The sequence below is a fragment of the Arthrobacter sp. SDR-2R genome, assembly GCF_057747955.1.
In genome coordinates this window covers 3,860,768-3,876,204 of sequence record NZ_CM173231.1, presented here as the reverse complement: position 1 = coordinate 3,876,204, position 15,437 = coordinate 3,860,768, and the positions used below count along the sequence as shown (strand labels likewise).

The following is a 15,437-nucleotide window of genomic DNA, read 5'->3' as shown; positions in this document are numbered from 1 at the left end:
CTCAATCAACCTCTCGGGTCAGTACACGCCCGGAGCGGCGCCACCGTTGCCGGTGTCAGCATGTCCCGGTCAAAACCCACGACGCGGCGACCGCCCTGCAGGATGAGTTCGTGGCTGTGGGTGTCCCGGCTGCTGGAGGTCGACACGTGCAGCTTCACCAGGCCCGGCGTCACCACCCGCTTCAGATCCACCCCTGTGAAGGACGTCCGGTCGGCGTGCACCGTGAACTCGACCCTCGCCGATGCGCCGGCGGCAAGGTCCACCCGGGCGTAGCCAATCAGTTCGCGGAGGGGCCGCACCACCTCGCCCACCGGGTCCTCGAGGTACAGCTGCACCACTTCGGCGCCGTCAACGGGGCCGGTATTGGTCACGGTGCATCCCACGGTGACGGCATCCGCTGTGGACATGGCGTCCGCACTGGCCGAGTGGCAGGAAAAGTCGAAGGTCGTGTAAGACAGGCCGTGCCCAAAGCTGAACAGTGGCGAGGGGTCCAGCGCGCTGACGCCGGACGGCCCAGCCAGGCGGCTGTGCAGGTAGGTGCCGGGTTGTCCGCCGGAAGTTCGGGGTACGGAAACGGGCAGTTTGCCGGACGGGTTGACGGCCCCTGTCAGGATGTCCCAGAGCGCCTCCGCGCCCTCTTCGCCGGGAAAGAAGCCCTGGACGATCGCCCCGGCCCGGTCCGCGAAGTCGCCCAGGGCGTAAGGCCGGCCGCTGAGGACCACGACGACGGTGCGCGTTCCGGCAGCCTCGGCCGCGGTGAGCACCTGGTCGAGCATGCGGTGCTGGTCCCCGGGCAACTGAAGGTCTGCTGCGTCGTTGCCTTCCCCGGAGGTGCCGCGGCCGAAGAGGCCGGCGTTGTCGCCCACCACGATTACGCAGGTGTCCACCGACGCGGCAGTCCGGCAGGCCTCCGCGATCTGTTCGTCCGTGATGGCCTCGCAGGTGCCGGTCGCAGCGCTGCGCAGCGATCCGAAACGGTTTCTGCCTGCCGAGGCCACGGTGGGAACGTGGACACCCATGGGAACGTCCGGGTGTGATGCGCCCACATGCGCGTCAAATGAGTAGCAGCCCAGCATTGCGAATGGATCCTCTGCCAGGGGCCCCACCACGCCAAGCGAGGCCAACGCCGTAACGGGCAGCGGGAGGCTGGCGCCGCCGTCGTGCATCCCGTTGGTCAGCAGCACCAATGACTGGGCGGCGATCTCGCGGGCCAAAGCCCGGTTCCCGGCTGGATCCAGGTCGACGGCTCCGGCGCTGAGGACCGGGGGCGCGGGGTCAAAATCCGGCGCGAGCAGCCCGGCCTCCTGCTTCTGCCGCAGCACCCGGCGAAGGGCGGTGTCCACCAGGGATTCGGGGACCTCGCCGGAGCGCACGCGCTCAAGCAGGGGCGTGCCATAGCAGTTCACTGTAGGCAACTCCACGTCAACGCCCGCTCTGAGTGCCAAGGCGGCTGCATCGCCGGAATCGGCGGCAACGCCGTGGGTGACATGCAGGAAGGCGATGCCGAAGTAGTCGGCAACCACGGTGCCGGCGAAGCCCCACTCGTCGCGCAGCAGCGAGGTCAGCAGTGCGCGGTTGGCGGCTGCAGGAATGCCGTCGGTGTCCGTGTACGCATGCATCACGGAGCGGGCTCCGCCGTGTTTAAGCGCCATTTCGAACGGGGGCAGCATCACGTCCGCCAACTCGCGCGGGCCCATGGACACCGGTGCATGGTTGCGTCCGGCGCGGGACGCAGAGTAGCCAACGAAGTGCTTGAGCGTGGCCACGATTCCGGACCCTTCCAGCCCGGAGACGTAGGCGCTGGCTACCGTGCCCACCAGGTAGGGGTCCTCGCCGATGGTCTCCTCCACCCTGCCCCAGCGCAGGTCCCGCACAACGTCCAGCACGGGAGCCAGCCCCTGGTGGACGCCGAGTGCCCGCATCTGCCCACCAATGAGACCCGCCATCCGCCGGATCAGCGGAGGGTTAAAGGTCGCGCCCCACGCCAGGGGGACGGGGAAAGCCGTGGCCTTCCACGCAGCCAAGCCGGCGAGGCATTCCTCATGGACCTGCGCCGGAATCCGGAAGCGTGAGGCCGCCATGATCTGTTCCTGCGCCGCGGCCAGCCGCCGGGCGCCCTCGAGAGGTTCCAAGGGCACCGTGCCGTACATGCGGGTGATCTGCCCCAGTCCGGAGGCAATCATCTCCTCCCACGAGCGCGCGTCGCCGGCCATCTCATTCTGCAGAGGCGCTACGGAGTCTCCGTCCGTGGACGCATTAACCCACACACCTGCCAGTTGGGCCAGCTTCTCTTCCAGGGTCATGTGCCGCACCAGCTCATCAATGGAGAGGCGTTCGACGGCGTCACGGGAGCCGTTGCCGGAGGCCGGGGAGGTGATGGCTTGCTTTTCGGCGGCACCGCTGGTCACGGGCGTCTCCTGGGATCGTAGGAAGTTTCTAAGAAACTATCAGAAACTATCGTTTACTTTCTAGGTCCTAAAGCATTGACTCTTCAAAGATAATCCTCCTACGGTTGACGATGGGAGTGGGATAAGTCTGCGACGGAACCCACGAAACTTCGTGAATGGAATAGAAACTTTCCATTGACTTTGGGACCAGGCGCCCGGAGGCACTTCGGACCACTTCGAAGCCCTGGGGCGCTACCTACATCACTGCAACGACGGAGAAAACATGCGGACGTACAGAGTGGCCATCGTGGGAACCGGCGGGATCGCGGCGGTCCATGCTGACAACCTGGCCCGGACAAACGGCAGGGCGGAGCTGGTGGCGGCATGCGACGTGGACCAGGGCCGGCTGGATGCCTTCGCGGAGAAGCACAGCATCCCTGGTACGTACCTGAGCCTGGCCGATCTTCTGGCAGAGGCCAAACCGGACATTGTCCACCTCTGCACGCCGCCCATGTTCCACATCGGCCAGGCCATCGAATGCCTCGAAGCAGGCGTCCATGTCCTCTCCGAAAAACCCCCGGCGCTAAGCCTCGCTGACTTCGACCGGCTGGAGACCGCCCAGGCAAAGGGCGGCGCCCAGTTCTCTTGCGTCTTCCAGCACCGGTTCGGGGATGCGGCAGCCGCGGCCCGCCGGCTGATTGGCGGCGGTGACTTCGGCCGTCCCCTGGTGGCCCGGTGCGACACCCTCTGGTACCGGCCGGACAGCTACTGGGAACTTCCCTGGCGCGGAACCTGGGAAGCCGAGGGCGGCGGGCCCACCATGGGTCACGGCATTCACCAGTTCGATTTGCTGTTGCACCTGCTGGGTCCGTGGGAGGAAATCACCGCCATCGCCAGCCGGCAGGCACGGCCTACTTCCACTGAAGACTTGTCCGCCGCCCTGGTCCGGTTCAGTAACGGAGCCGTGGCCACCATTATCAACTCGCTGCTCTCGCCGCGGGAAACCTCGGACATCCGAATCGACTGCGAATTTGCCACTGTGGAGCTGAGCCACCTCTACGGCTACAGCACGGACAACTGGACCATTACGGCAGCGCCCGGCCACGAGGACCAGGTAGGAACAGCGTGGAACGGCGAGCCCTTGGATCAGGGAAGCGGACACGCGGCCCAGTTCCTGGCCATGTATGGCGCGCTCGACGCCGGCCGCCCTCTTCCGGCCGGGGCAGACTCCGCACGGCAAACTCTGGAGTTCGCTGCCGCCCTCTACGCCTCCGCCTTTACCGGAAAATCCGTGCACCGCGGCGAGATCGTCACCGGCCACCCCTTCTACGGGGGCATGGACGGCGAAGGGCTGGGCGCGAAAGTCCTCGAGGAGACAGCCTTCAACCTGACCGCCCTCAAAGCCACCAGCGTCTGAGCCCATACCCAAGGAGGCACCATCATGACCACCCCCACAGCAGCGTCCCTTTCCGCTGTGTCCGCGGCATCACTCAGTTTCCACGACGATGGAGCGGCCCTCACCTTCACAGCCAAAGGCAGGCCTATCGCCACCTATACCTACAAGCCCACGGACGACCAGTACGAGAGTCCGCGGCCGTTCTTCCATCCGCTGACCACCCTGGGCGGGGACGAGGTGACAATTTCCCGCCCGTGGGACCACGTCTGGCATAAGGGACTTTCCTGGGCGCTGCCCAACGTGGGCAAGCACAATTTCTGGGGCGGAGCCACCTACACACGCGCCACGGAGTACGCCAACCTGGACAACAATGGTGCCATGACCCACGGATCCTTCACGGGCATCGACCAATCCGGCCCCGGCATCACGGCGTCGGAATCCCTGACCTGGACCTCGCAGGAAGGGGAACCGGTCATTGCGGAGAGCCGCCGGTTCAGCCTCCGGTTGGTGGAAGACGCTGCCACGGAGAACAGCGAAACCGAGGGGGCATACGCCATCCTCTTTGAGACCAGGATGAGCAATATCTCCGGCGAAGAGATCCGCATCGGCAGCCCCACTACGGAAGGCCGGCACAACGCCGGATACGGTGGCCTCTTTTGGCGCGGCCCCAGGTCCTTTACAGGCGGCGTGTTCCGCAACCAGGAGGATGCGGGTACGGACGAATTCATGGGCACCCGCTCGCCGTGGATCGCCTTCACCGGTACGCATGACGTCACCTGCCGGGCCTCCACCATCGCGTTCGTGGAGGACGGAAATAACCCCGGTGCACCCAACCAGTGGTTTGCCAGGTCGTCCATGTTCGCGTGCCTGGGCTCAGCCCCCTTCTTCAGCGAGGAGGTGCCCCTCCGTGAAGGTGCGCCGCTTTCCTACCGCTACGCCGTGGTGATTGCCGATGGCGGTGTGGACGCCGAACGCGCCCAGGCGCTGGCGGATGCTGCGCAAGCAGCGCTTCGCGATTGGGCGTAACGGATGGCCTCAACGTTTCCGGGCGCCACTGGGCTCTCCGAAATCAGCATCTACGACTGGCCGGGCGCCGACGGTGCAGCCGGCGGGTCGCCGCACGTGCACACCGCTTCCACGGAGGCGTACGTGGTGCTCCAGGGAATCGGCAGGCTGGAGACACTTGACTCGCGCGGCTTCACCTCGACACCGTTGGCGCCTGGGGTGGTGCTTTGGTTTACCCCCGGCACCGTGCATCGCGCCATCAATGATTCGGGTGACCTGAAGGTCCTTGTAGTCATGCAGAATGCCGGGCTGCCCGAACACGGCGATGCCGTGATGACATTTCCGCCCGAGTACCTTGCGCACGCGGAAAAGTACCGGAGCGCAGCGGCGCTGGAACACAAGGACGCCGACGCTGGGCCGGACGCGGGCGAGCACGCCGCGCGCCGCCGTCGTGATTTGGCCCTGGAAGGTTACTTTGCGCTTAAGCAAGCCGTGCTGGTTTCCGGCCCGGCAGCACTGGCCGACTTCCATGCTGCCGCTGCCCGTCTGGTCTCGGACAGGACCAGCGCCTGGGCAGACGTTCTGGCGGAGGGAGCTGCCCGCCAGGCGGAAGTCACCCGGCAGCAGCTGGCCTCTCTGGACACGGCAGAAAGTATCTATCTGGCCGGTGCGCGAACTACGATGGGAAAACGGGAAAACCGCAGAATTTACGGCATGTGTGGCCGGATCCAGACGTGGGAACTTTCCGATACATAGCACCGGGCGCGTGACCCGGGTGAGAGGGCGGTTTCCGTGGTGAGCAAGCAGGACACCAGGCGCGCGACGATCAGTGAGATTGCCCGTGAAGCCGGGGTTTCGGTTCCCACCGTGTCCAAGGTGCTGAACGGGCACGCGCACGTGGCGGCAGAGACGCGTGCCCGGGTGGAGGAGATCATTGCCCGGCGCGATTATGCGCGCCGCCCTGCCAAACGCAGGCAAAAGGCCGGCCTGGTGGACCTGGTGTTTCCGGGGCTGGGCTCGGAATGGGCCCTGGAGATCATCGAGGGCGTAGAACGTGTGGCACAGGACGCCGGCTACGGGACTGTGGTCAGCAGCCTGAGCCTGGACGGCTCGCGCATCCGGCCGTGGCTGGCCAACCTCGCGGAGCGGAAATCGGATGGGCTGCTCATGGCCGTCTACCAGTTGGATGCCAAGCAAATCCAGCGGATCAAGTCCTTGGGGATACCTGTGGTGCTGATCGATCCTGTGGGCCAGCCTGGCCCGGACCTGATGACAGTGGGGGCGGCGAATTGGGAGGGTGGCTATTCGGCCACGGAACACCTTTTGCAGTTGGGGCATAAGCGGATCGCCATGATCGGCGGCCGCGAGGACCTGCAGTGCAGCAGCGCCCGAGAGGATGGCTACATCTCGGCACTGCGCCGCGCGGGCATAGCCCTGGACACGGCGTTGATGGTTCCCGGCGACTTTTCCATCGAAGCGGGCGAGGCTGCAACCCGCAAGCTGCTGGAGTTGCCGGACCGTCCGACGGCGATCTTCACCGGCAACGACGACCAGGCCTTGGGTGCGTACCGGGCTGCGCGTTCCGCCGGGCTCCGCATTCCCGAAGACTTGTCCGTCATTGGGTTTGACGACATTCCGGCGGCCGAGTGGATCGAGCCGGGGCTGACCACGATCCGGCAGCCGGTAGTGCAGATGGCCGAAACTGCCATGCGCGCCCTGCTTCGGCATCTGGATGGTGACGAGGAACTGCCGCAGCGGATCGAGCTCGGCACCGAGCTGGTGGTCCGGGGTTCCACTGCCCCGCCGGCTAAAAAGTAGTCCGCACCCTCCGGCGCCCGCTCCCTTTTGGCAGCTTCTTTTAGGGTTTGTGCGCGTCCCGGATGTCCGCAGGGGTCTGGCCCTGCATCACCCAGCGGTTGCCGTCGGGATCGCTGAAGTAGGCGAACAGGACGCCGCCCAGGTCCTGGATTTCGCTGATGTCCGCGCCCCGCCTGACCAGTTCGGCCCGGACCTCGGTGATGTCCGGAACCACCAGTTGCAGTCCCTCCAGGCTGCCCGGCGTCATGGCGGTCATCCCGGTGCCGATGACTACTGATGTGGGCGAACCCGGGGGAGTCAGCTGGACCACCCTCATGCCCGGAATGTGTTCCACGTCGTGGTCCAGGACGAAGCCAAGTTTTTCGGTATAGAACGCTTTCGACCTGTCGACGTCGGAAACCGGGACCTGGACAACCTCAAGACGCATCTGCATCCGGCCACTCTATCTTTGCGGCTCACGCAAGGGAATGGGAGCCGAACAGACGGGTTTAGCCACGCGAAACCGCGAATTATGAAGCACTCACACGGTATTGCGTCGGGCTTTCCTCAAGGTCCGATCAAGACTTGCTGAATGTTGGCCGAGGACGCGCAGGACGCCCGTTTTCGGTTTCGGTTGGACCATAGGCTCATGACGATGAGTTTGTCGGGCTTAGCAGCAGGCCCGCCAAATGTGGGGGACCCATATGGGGACCCCGTGAAAATGGGGAAAGAATGCCCGACCACGACACCCTTTTCGGGTTTGTTCCACCTGCGGCGGCACCGAAGCCGCCGCGGAAACCACGCATTTCAACGTTTATTGTTGCCGGCATCACCGCACTGTTCATGCTTTTGGGCGCGCTGAGCGGCGGAGTGGGCGGAGCCCTGATTTTCCTGGGCGTTTCAACCGCACTCACCGGCCTTTACGTCCTGCTTACAGGGCGGCGCTCCTGGGCCTGGCTCCCGGCGCAACGCAAGGCCGGCGCCATCGCGATCGCCGCGTCCATCGCCCTCTTCATCGGCGGGGCCGCCGCCTTGCCGCACGTTGCCAGCGCAGACCTGGAGGCAGCCTCCTCGGAGAGCACCGCCAAGGTGGCGTCCGCCAAAGCGAGCCCAACCGCCACAGCCACGGCTTCGCCGTCGTCCACGCCCACTCCCACCGCTGACAGCACTGGTGAGCCGCTGGACCCGGAGAACCCGGCCGTCCTTGCCGCCGGCGTCACCGCCACCGCCCCCAACGCGCAGCCGGCCTACGCCACAAAGGCGGTCGATCTGTTGGCCACCCTTTCCATCAAGGGCCGGGCGCCGAAAACGGGGTATGACCGGGCGCAGTTCGGCCAGGCGTGGCTGGACGTGGACCGCAATGGCTGCGATACCCGCAACGACATCCTCCGGCGGGACCTCACCGGCATCACTTACACGAACAGTGTTCCCTGCAAAGTCCAGACAGGGACCCTGGCGGATCCCTACACGGGCAAGACCATCAGTTTTGTCCGTGGCTCGGGGACCAGCACTGCCGTGCAGATCGACCATGTGGTGGCGCTGAGCGACGCGTGGCAGAAGGGCGCGCAGCAGTTGACCACCGAGCAGCGGACGGCGTTCGCGAATGATCCGCTGAATCTCCAGGCAACGGACGGACCCACCAACCAGCAAAAGGGCGACGGCGACGCGGCCACCTGGCTGCCCCCGGCCAAGCCCTTCCGGTGTGAGTATGTGGCCCGGCAGATCTCGGTGAAGGCGACATATGGGCTGTGGGTGACACAGGCGGAGCACGACGCGATGGCCCGCATCCTCGGTGACTGCTCCGGACAGTTGGCTCCGACCAGCCAACAGTCCCCGGCTCCCGCACCGGCGGTGGCTGAACCGGCGCCTGCCGCGGCTGCTCCTGCTCCGGCGGCGGTTGCCCCCGCACCGGCACCGGTCGCTCCGGCGCCCGCGCCCGTTGTCCCGGCGGCACCTGCGCCGGCTGCACCCGCACCTGCTCCCGCCGCACCGGCACCTGCGGCCGTCTACTACGCCAACTGCACTGCGGCGAGGGCTGCGGGAGCTGCGCCGCTCTACGCCGGCCAGGCCGGCTACCGGTCCGCGCTGGACCGCGACTCCGACGGCATCGCCTGCGAGTAGGCCCGTTCTTGTCCGGACTCTCCGGACGCGATTTCAACACCATCACACGCATTCCTAGGGGGAATCATGAAAACAAGTCCCATGCCTGCCGCCGGCAGGTTGAAGAAGACGCTGGCTCTGGCTGTGCTTGCCGGCCTCATCCTGACGGGCTGCGGCGGCAAGCAGGCGGCGACGCAGCCTGCAGCAGCCGCAACCTCTGTTGCGCAAACGATCGAGACCGTCACCGTTCCGTCCGTGACGGGTTTGGCCCTGGACAAGGCCACGGACCAGCTGAAAGACCTTGGGTTTGAAGTTGATGCCAAGGACACGGCCCACGGCAAGTCGATCATGGTCAAGAGCAACTGGCAGGTGACCACCCAGGACCCAGCCAACGGTGCAAAGGCTGACAAGGGGTCCACGGTGCATCTCGGCGTCAAGAGCCTTGACGATATTGCGGCGGAGAAGGCTGCGGCCGACAAGGCGGCAGCTGACAAGGCCGCGGCCGAGAAGGCGGCTGCTGCTGCGAAGGCGGCCGCTGAGAAAGCCGCTGCCGACAAGGCCGCCGCCGATCAGGCAGCCGCTGCGAAGGCTGCCGCCGACCAGGCTGCGCGGGCTGCAGCTGCCAAGCAGGCCGCGCAGGCTCCCGCACCTGCTCCTGTGGCAGTTCCCAATAGTGGGGGAGCCATTATCTGCAGCGACGGCTATGTTTGGCCCGGCACCACGCGGCAGGGGGCCTGTAGCAGGCACGGTGGCATTGCCAAGTAGCCCACGCTGGCTCGGTTGGGTAGGTCCTTGTCTCAGGGCTGACTCGGCCACCATTATGGGCAACAAGGCGAGCCGCGGATCCTCCTTTCCGGAGGTATCCGCGGCTCGTGGCTTTAAGGGCCAACCGAGGGAATTGAGGTCGGGCCGGAGATGGGGGAGGCCAGACAGCATGTGCGGCAGCACACACCAGGGAGTTACGACGGCGGGAGGCCGCTTGGGTGCCCCGACGGCCGTTCCTGCTCCGGGATTCCGCGGATCTTCACCCGCTAGGGGGTCGATTTGCGGTTGGGTGTGGGGGCGGGTATTGTTTTCTGAGTCGCCGCCGCTGAAGCGGAAAGATAGCGGCCAAACCCCTTACTGAACGGCCTGGAAATGGTTCGCCTCTTGGCGTGCCGGACGCGGGTGGGGCTGGTTTCGGAGTGGAGTGGATCGCGGTAACGCTGATTTGCGAAGCTTGTTGGAACCGGGTAAGTTTGGAAAGTTGCTCCGGAGCGAGCCTGGACGTTGGTTTGGGTGGTGCCGGGTGTGTCTGTTGTTTGAGAACTCAATAGTGTGCCAAGTTTGTTGATACCGATTATGTATGTAATTGGTTGATTGTGCTGTGCCGCCACCCCGTGGTGTGCATGGTGTTTTTAGCTGGTTTCAAATTTTGTGCAGCTGTTTCTGCCGTTATTTCCGGTGGTTGTGGTTGTGTCTGTTTTTGTTTTACTTCAACGGAGAGTTTGATCCTGGCTCAGGATGAACGCTGGCGGCGTGCTTAACACATGCAAGTCGAACGATGATGCCAGCTTGCTGGTGGATTAGTGGCGAACGGGTGAGTAACACGTGAGTAACCTGCCCTTGACTCTGGGATAAGCCTGGGAAACTGGGTCTAATACCGGATATGACCTTCCATCGCATGGTGGTTGGTGGAAAGCTTTTGTGGTTTTGGATGGACTCGCGGCCTATCAGCTTGTTGGTGGGGTAATGGCCTACCAAGGCGACGACGGGTAGCCGGCCTGAGAGGGTGACCGGCCACACTGGGACTGAGACACGGCCCAGACTCCTACGGGAGGCAGCAGTGGGGAATATTGCACAATGGGCGAAAGCCTGATGCAGCGACGCCGCGTGAGGGATGACGGCCTTCGGGTTGTAAACCTCTTTCAGTAGGGAAGAAGCGTAAGTGACGGTACCTGCAGAAGAAGCGCCGGCTAACTACGTGCCAGCAGCCGCGGTAATACGTAGGGCGCAAGCGTTATCCGGAATTATTGGGCGTAAAGAGCTCGTAGGCGGTTTGTCGCGTCTGCCGTGAAAGTCCGGGGCTCAACTCCGGATCTGCGGTGGGTACGGGCAGACTAGAGTGATGTAGGGGAGACTGGAATTCCTGGTGTAGCGGTGAAATGCGCAGATATCAGGAGGAACACCGATGGCGAAGGCAGGTCTCTGGGCATTAACTGACGCTGAGGAGCGAAAGCATGGGGAGCGAACAGGATTAGATACCCTGGTAGTCCATGCCGTAAACGTTGGGCACTAGGTGTGGGGGACATTCCACGTTTTCCGCGCCGTAGCTAACGCATTAAGTGCCCCGCCTGGGGAGTACGGCCGCAAGGCTAAAACTCAAAGGAATTGACGGGGGCCCGCACAAGCGGCGGAGCATGCGGATTAATTCGATGCAACGCGAAGAACCTTACCAAGGCTTGACATGAACCGGACCGCTGCAGAAATGTGGTTTCCCCTTTGGGGCTGGTTTACAGGTGGTGCATGGTTGTCGTCAGCTCGTGTCGTGAGATGTTGGGTTAAGTCCCGCAACGAGCGCAACCCTCGTTCTATGTTGCCAGCACGTGATGGTGGGGACTCATAGGAGACTGCCGGGGTCAACTCGGAGGAAGGTGGGGACGACGTCAAATCATCATGCCCCTTATGTCTTGGGCTTCACGCATGCTACAATGGCCGGTACAAAGGGTTGCGATACTGTGAGGTGGAGCTAATCCCAAAAAGCCGGTCTCAGTTCGGATTGGGGTCTGCAACTCGACCCCATGAAGTCGGAGTCGCTAGTAATCGCAGATCAGCAACGCTGCGGTGAATACGTTCCCGGGCCTTGTACACACCGCCCGTCAAGTCACGAAAGTTGGTAACACCCGAAGCCGGTGGCCTAACCCCTTGTGGGAGGGAGCTGTCGAAGGTGGGACTGGCGATTGGGACTAAGTCGTAACAAGGTAGCCGTACCGGAAGGTGCGGCTGGATCACCTCCTTTCTAAGGAGCACCTCCAACTCTTCTGTGCTGGTGAATGCCGGTGTGGGGGGTTGTCAGGAAGCAAGCCCGCAGCATGGACGATTGTTCCGTGGCGGGTGCTCATGGGTGGAATATCAACAAATAGGTGCCTGGTGGCACGGACCGGTGTGGTTAGTACGAATGTTTTGTTCTTCTCTTCGGGGGAGGGCGGGTGTTCTGGAACGCGGCTGGTTTGGGTTGCTGGGTAGTGTTTGGCACACTGTTGGGTCCTGAGGCAACAGGGCCGGGGAGGGGTTGCTGCGGCTTTGGTCGTGGTGGTTCCTTGTCGGGTTTGTTTGTTTCTGGTTTCCCTGCCGTGACGTTCCGTGCGCCTGTTGTGGGTGTGTGGGGTGTGTGGTGTGGGGTTGTTGTTTGAGAACTACATAGTGGACGCGAGCATCTTGTATAAGAAGCAATTTCCAAGATTAATGAACCTGGATCTGGCTGCGCTGTTGATGCCCTTTGGGTGTTGGGGTGTGGTTGGTTTCTGTGGTTCTCTCGAGAAATGTTTTTGATCTTTGTGGTCAAGTTTTTAAGAGCACACGGTGGATGCCTTGGCATTAGGAGCCGAAGAAGGACGTAGGAATCTGCGATAAGCCTGGGGGAGTCGATAACCGGACTGTGATCCCAGGGTGTCCGAATGGGGAAACCCCGCCGAGCGCGCGAGTGACTCGGTGACCCGTACCTGAACACATAGGGTGCGTGGGGGGAACGCGGGGAAGTGAAACATCTCAGTACCCGCAGGAAGAGAAAACAATAGTGATTCCGTTAGTAGTGGCGAGCGAACGCGGATCAGGCTAAACCGTTCCATGTGTGATAGCCGGCGGGCGTTGCATGGTCGGGGTTGTGGGACTTTCCATACCAGTTCTGCCGGGCTGGTGGGGTGTGATGTGCGCGCATAGGTGAACGGTTTTGAAAGGCCGGCCAGAGAGGGTGTTAGTCCCGTAACCGTAATGTGTTTGTACCGCCTGTGAGAGTATCCCAAGTAGTACGGGGCCCGAGAAATCCCGTGCGAATCTGTCAGGACCACCTGATAAGCCTAAATACTCCCTAATGACCGATAGCGGACCAGTACCGTGAGGGAAAGGTGAAAAGTACCCCGGGAGGGGAGTGAAACAGTACCTGAAACCGTGTGCTTACAATCCGTCGGAGCCAGTCTGATTCTGGTGACGGCGTGCCTTTTGAAGAATGAGCCTGCGAGTTAGTGTTACGTCGCGAGGTTAACCCGTGTGGGGCAGCCGTAGCGAAAGCGAGTCTGAATAGGGCGTGTGAGTGGCGTGATCTAGACCCGAAGCGAAGTGATCTACCCATGGCCAGGTTGAAGCGACGGTAAGACGTCGTGGAGGACCGAACCCACTTCAGTTGAAAATGGAGGGGATGAGCTGTGGGTAGGGGTGAAAGGCCAATCAAACTTCGTGATAGCTGGTTCTCCCCGAAATGCATTTAGGTGCAGCGTTGCGTGTTTCTTGCTGGAGGTAGAGCTACTGGATGGCTAATGGGCCCTACAAGGTTACTGACGTCAGCCAAACTCCGAATGCCGGTAAGTGAGAGCGCAGCAGTGAGACTGTGGGGGATAAGCTTCATAGTCGAGAGGGAAACAGCCCAGACCACCAACTAAGGCCCCTAAGCGTGTGCTAAGTGGGAAAGGATGTGGAGTTGCCCAGACAACCAGGAGGTTGGCTTAGAAGCAGCCACCCTTAAAAGAGTGCGTAATAGCTCACTGGTCAAGTGATTCCGCGCCGACAATGTAGCGGGGCTCAAGTACACCGCCGAAGTTGTGGCATTCACATTTTAGCTAAGCCCTTGTGGTTCAGGCGTGTGGATGGGTAGGGGAGCGTCGTGTGGGCGGTGAAGTCGCGGTGTAAACCAGCGGTGGAGCCTACACGAGTGAGAATGCAGGCATGAGTAGCGAAAGACGGGTGAGAAACCCGTCCGCCGAATGATCAAGGGTTCCAGGGTCAAGCTAATCTGCCCTGGGTAAGTCGGGACCTAAGGCGAGGCCGACAGGCGTAGTCGATGGACAACGGGTTGATATTCCCGTACCGGCGAAAAACCGCCCATGCTGAGCGGGGGATACTAACTGCCCGAAGCCTGCCCGAGCGCCCTTGTGGTGTGAGGGTTTTGGTGGAGCGCAGGACCTGATCCCGGGAGGCAAGCGTATTAACAGGTGTGACGCAGGAAGGTAGCCGAGCCGGGCGATGGTTGTCCCGGTCTAAGGATGTAGGGCGAGTGGTAGGCAAATCCGCCACTCATGGTGCCTGAGATCTGATGGGACCCCCGTTTGGGGGGATTTGGTGATCCTATGCTGCCGAGAAAAGCATCGACGCGAGGTTTTAGCCGCCCGTACCCCAAACCGACACAGGTGATCAGGTAGAGAATACCAAGGCGATCGAGAGAATTATGGTTAAGGAACTCGGCAAAATGCCCCCGTAACTTCGGGAGAAGGGGGGCCCCAACCTTGATACACCCTTTGCGGTGTGGAGGGGATCGGGGCCGCAGAGACCAGGGGGAAGCGACTGTTTACTAAAAACACAGGTCCGTGCGAAGTCGCAAGACGATGTATACGGACTGACTCCTGCCCGGTGCTGGAAGGTTAAGAGGACCGGTTAGCCGCAAGGCGAAGCTGAGAATTTAAGCCCCAGTAAACGGCGGTGGTAACTATAACCATCCTAAGGTAGCGAAATTCCTTGTCGGGTAAGTTCCGACCTGCACGAATGGAGTAACGACTTCCCCGCTGTCTCAACCATAAACTCGGCGAAATTGCAGTACGAGTAAAGATGCTCGTTACGCGCAGCAGGACGGAAAGACCCCGAGACCTTTACTATAGTTTGGTATTGGTGTTCGGAGTGGCTTGTGTAGGATAGGTGGGAGACGTTGAAGCCCGGACGCCAGTTCGGGTGGAGTCATCGTTGAAATACCACTCTGGTCACTTTGGACATCTAACTTCGGCCCGTAATCCGGGTCAGGGACAGTGCCTGATGGGTAGTTTAACTGGGGCGGTTGCCTCCTAAAAAGTAACGGAGGCGCCCAAAGGTTCCCTCAGCCTGGTTGGCAATCAGGTGTCGAGTGTAAGTGCACAAGGGAGCTTGACTGTGAGAGAGACATCTCGAGCAGGGACGAAAGTCGGGACTAGTGATCCGGCGGTACATTGTGGAATGGCCGTCGCTCAACGGATAAAAGGTACCTCGGGGATAACAGGCTGATCTTGCCCAAGAGTCCATATCGACGGCATGGTTTGGCACCTCGATGTCGGCTCGTCGCATCCTGGGGCTGGAGTAGGTCCCAAGGGTTGGGCTGTTCGCCCATTAAAGCGGTACGCGAGCTGGGTTTAGAACGTCGTGAGACAGTTCGGTCCCTATCCGCTGCGCGCGCAGGAAATTTGAGAAGGGCTGTCCTTAGTACGAGAGGACCGGGACGGACGAACCTCTGGTGTGTCAGTTGTACTGCCAAGTGCACCGCTGATTAGCTACGTTCGGATGGGATAACCGCTGAAAGCATCTAAGCGGGAAGCTCGCTTCGAGATGAGATTTCCATACACCCTCGGGTGTGAGAGGCCCCCAGCCAGACCACTGGGTTGATAGGCCGGATGTGGAAGCGAGGACTAACGACTCGTGAAGCTGACCGGTACTAATAGGCCAACAACTTACACCACACAGATACATACAAACTCTGCTTGCGTCCACTATGTGGTTCCCAACCAACAACCCCCCCAACACACGGGTTGTCACGGCACGGA

Annotated in this window: 8 protein-coding genes and 2 rRNA genes; 8 read left to right on the top strand and 2 right to left on the bottom strand. The window is 62.1% G+C overall.

Features of this window, described 5'->3' with window-relative positions; all coding sequences use genetic code 11:
- Positions 1-5: 5 nt before the first annotated feature.
- The gene (locus AC3ANU_RS17880; protein WP_488315005.1) at positions 6-2,408 is read right to left on the bottom strand and encodes a glycoside hydrolase family 3 N-terminal domain-containing protein; all 2,403 of its coding nucleotides are present in this window, start codon (positions 2,406-2,408) and stop codon (positions 6-8) included.
- Between the two features lie 262 nt (positions 2,409-2,670).
- Here AC3ANU_RS17880 and AC3ANU_RS17875 point away from each other — a divergent pair, with 262 nt between their 5' ends.
- The 4 genes from AC3ANU_RS17875 to AC3ANU_RS17860 are packed head-to-tail and all read left to right on the top strand — an operon-like array spanning position 2,671 to position 6,606.
- A complete protein-coding gene (locus AC3ANU_RS17875; RefSeq protein WP_488315004.1) occupies positions 2,671-3,804 on the top strand; it encodes a Gfo/Idh/MocA family protein in 1,134 nt (377 codons plus the stop codon).
- Between the two features lie 24 nt (positions 3,805-3,828).
- Positions 3,829-4,809 (top strand): DUF6807 domain-containing protein, encoded by a 981-nt coding sequence (locus AC3ANU_RS17870; RefSeq protein ID WP_018771325.1) that lies wholly within the window; start codon positions 3,829-3,831, stop codon positions 4,807-4,809.
- Between the two features lie 3 nt (positions 4,810-4,812).
- Positions 4,813-5,544, top strand: a complete 732-nt coding sequence (locus AC3ANU_RS17865) for a cupin domain-containing protein (RefSeq protein ID WP_488315003.1) — start codon at positions 4,813-4,815, stop codon at positions 5,542-5,544.
- A gap of 36 nt (positions 5,545-5,580) precedes the next feature.
- Positions 5,581-6,606 (top strand): LacI family DNA-binding transcriptional regulator, encoded by a 1,026-nt coding sequence (locus AC3ANU_RS17860; RefSeq protein ID WP_142068363.1) that lies wholly within the window; start codon positions 5,581-5,583, stop codon positions 6,604-6,606.
- A gap of 40 nt (positions 6,607-6,646) precedes the next feature.
- Here the strand turns inward: AC3ANU_RS17860 and AC3ANU_RS17855 are convergent, their stop codons facing one another.
- The gene (locus AC3ANU_RS17855; protein ID WP_488315002.1) at positions 6,647-7,039 is read right to left on the bottom strand and encodes a VOC family protein; all 393 of its coding nucleotides are present in this window, start codon (positions 7,037-7,039) and stop codon (positions 6,647-6,649) included.
- 278 nt (positions 7,040-7,317) lie between these two features.
- Between AC3ANU_RS17855 and AC3ANU_RS17850 the strand changes: the two genes are divergently transcribed.
- The 4 genes from AC3ANU_RS17850 to AC3ANU_RS17835 all read left to right on the top strand — a co-directional run bounded on the left by AC3ANU_RS17850 (position 7,318) and on the right by AC3ANU_RS17835 (position 15,353).
- Entirely contained in the window at positions 7,318-8,706 is a 1,389-nt protein-coding gene (locus AC3ANU_RS17850; RefSeq protein WP_488315001.1) for a GmrSD restriction endonuclease domain-containing protein, read from the top strand.
- Positions 8,707-8,772: 66 nt separating this feature from the next.
- Entirely contained in the window at positions 8,773-9,450 is a 678-nt protein-coding gene (locus AC3ANU_RS17845) for a PASTA domain-containing protein (RefSeq protein WP_488315000.1), read from the top strand.
- A gap of 710 nt (positions 9,451-10,160) precedes the next feature.
- A 16S ribosomal RNA gene (locus AC3ANU_RS17840) occupies positions 10,161-11,683 on the top strand.
- Positions 11,684-12,223: 540 nt separating this feature from the next.
- A 23S ribosomal RNA gene (locus AC3ANU_RS17835) occupies positions 12,224-15,353 on the top strand.
- The 16S and 23S rRNA genes sit together here, the layout of an rRNA operon.
- Positions 15,354-15,437: the final 84 nt, after the last annotated feature.

Excerpts from the sequence above, each read along its gene's own strand:
- AC3ANU_RS17875 (WP_488315004.1), top strand. The coding sequence starts at position 2,671 with ATGCGGACGTACAGAGTGGCCATCGTGGGAACCGGCGGGATCGCGGCG.
- AC3ANU_RS17870 (WP_018771325.1), top strand. The coding sequence starts at position 3,829 with ATGACCACCCCCACAGCAGCGTCCCTTTCCGCTGTGTCCGCGGCATCA.
- AC3ANU_RS17865 (WP_488315003.1), top strand. The coding sequence starts at position 4,813 with ATGGCCTCAACGTTTCCGGGCGCCACTGGGCTCTCCGAAATCAGCATC.
- AC3ANU_RS17855 (WP_488315002.1), bottom strand. The coding sequence starts at position 7,039 with ATGCAGATGCGTCTTGAGGTTGTCCAGGTCCCGGTTTCCGACGTCGAC.
- AC3ANU_RS17850 (WP_488315001.1), top strand. The coding sequence starts at position 7,318 with ATGCCCGACCACGACACCCTTTTCGGGTTTGTTCCACCTGCGGCGGCA.
- AC3ANU_RS17845 (WP_488315000.1), top strand. The coding sequence starts at position 8,773 with ATGAAAACAAGTCCCATGCCTGCCGCCGGCAGGTTGAAGAAGACGCTG.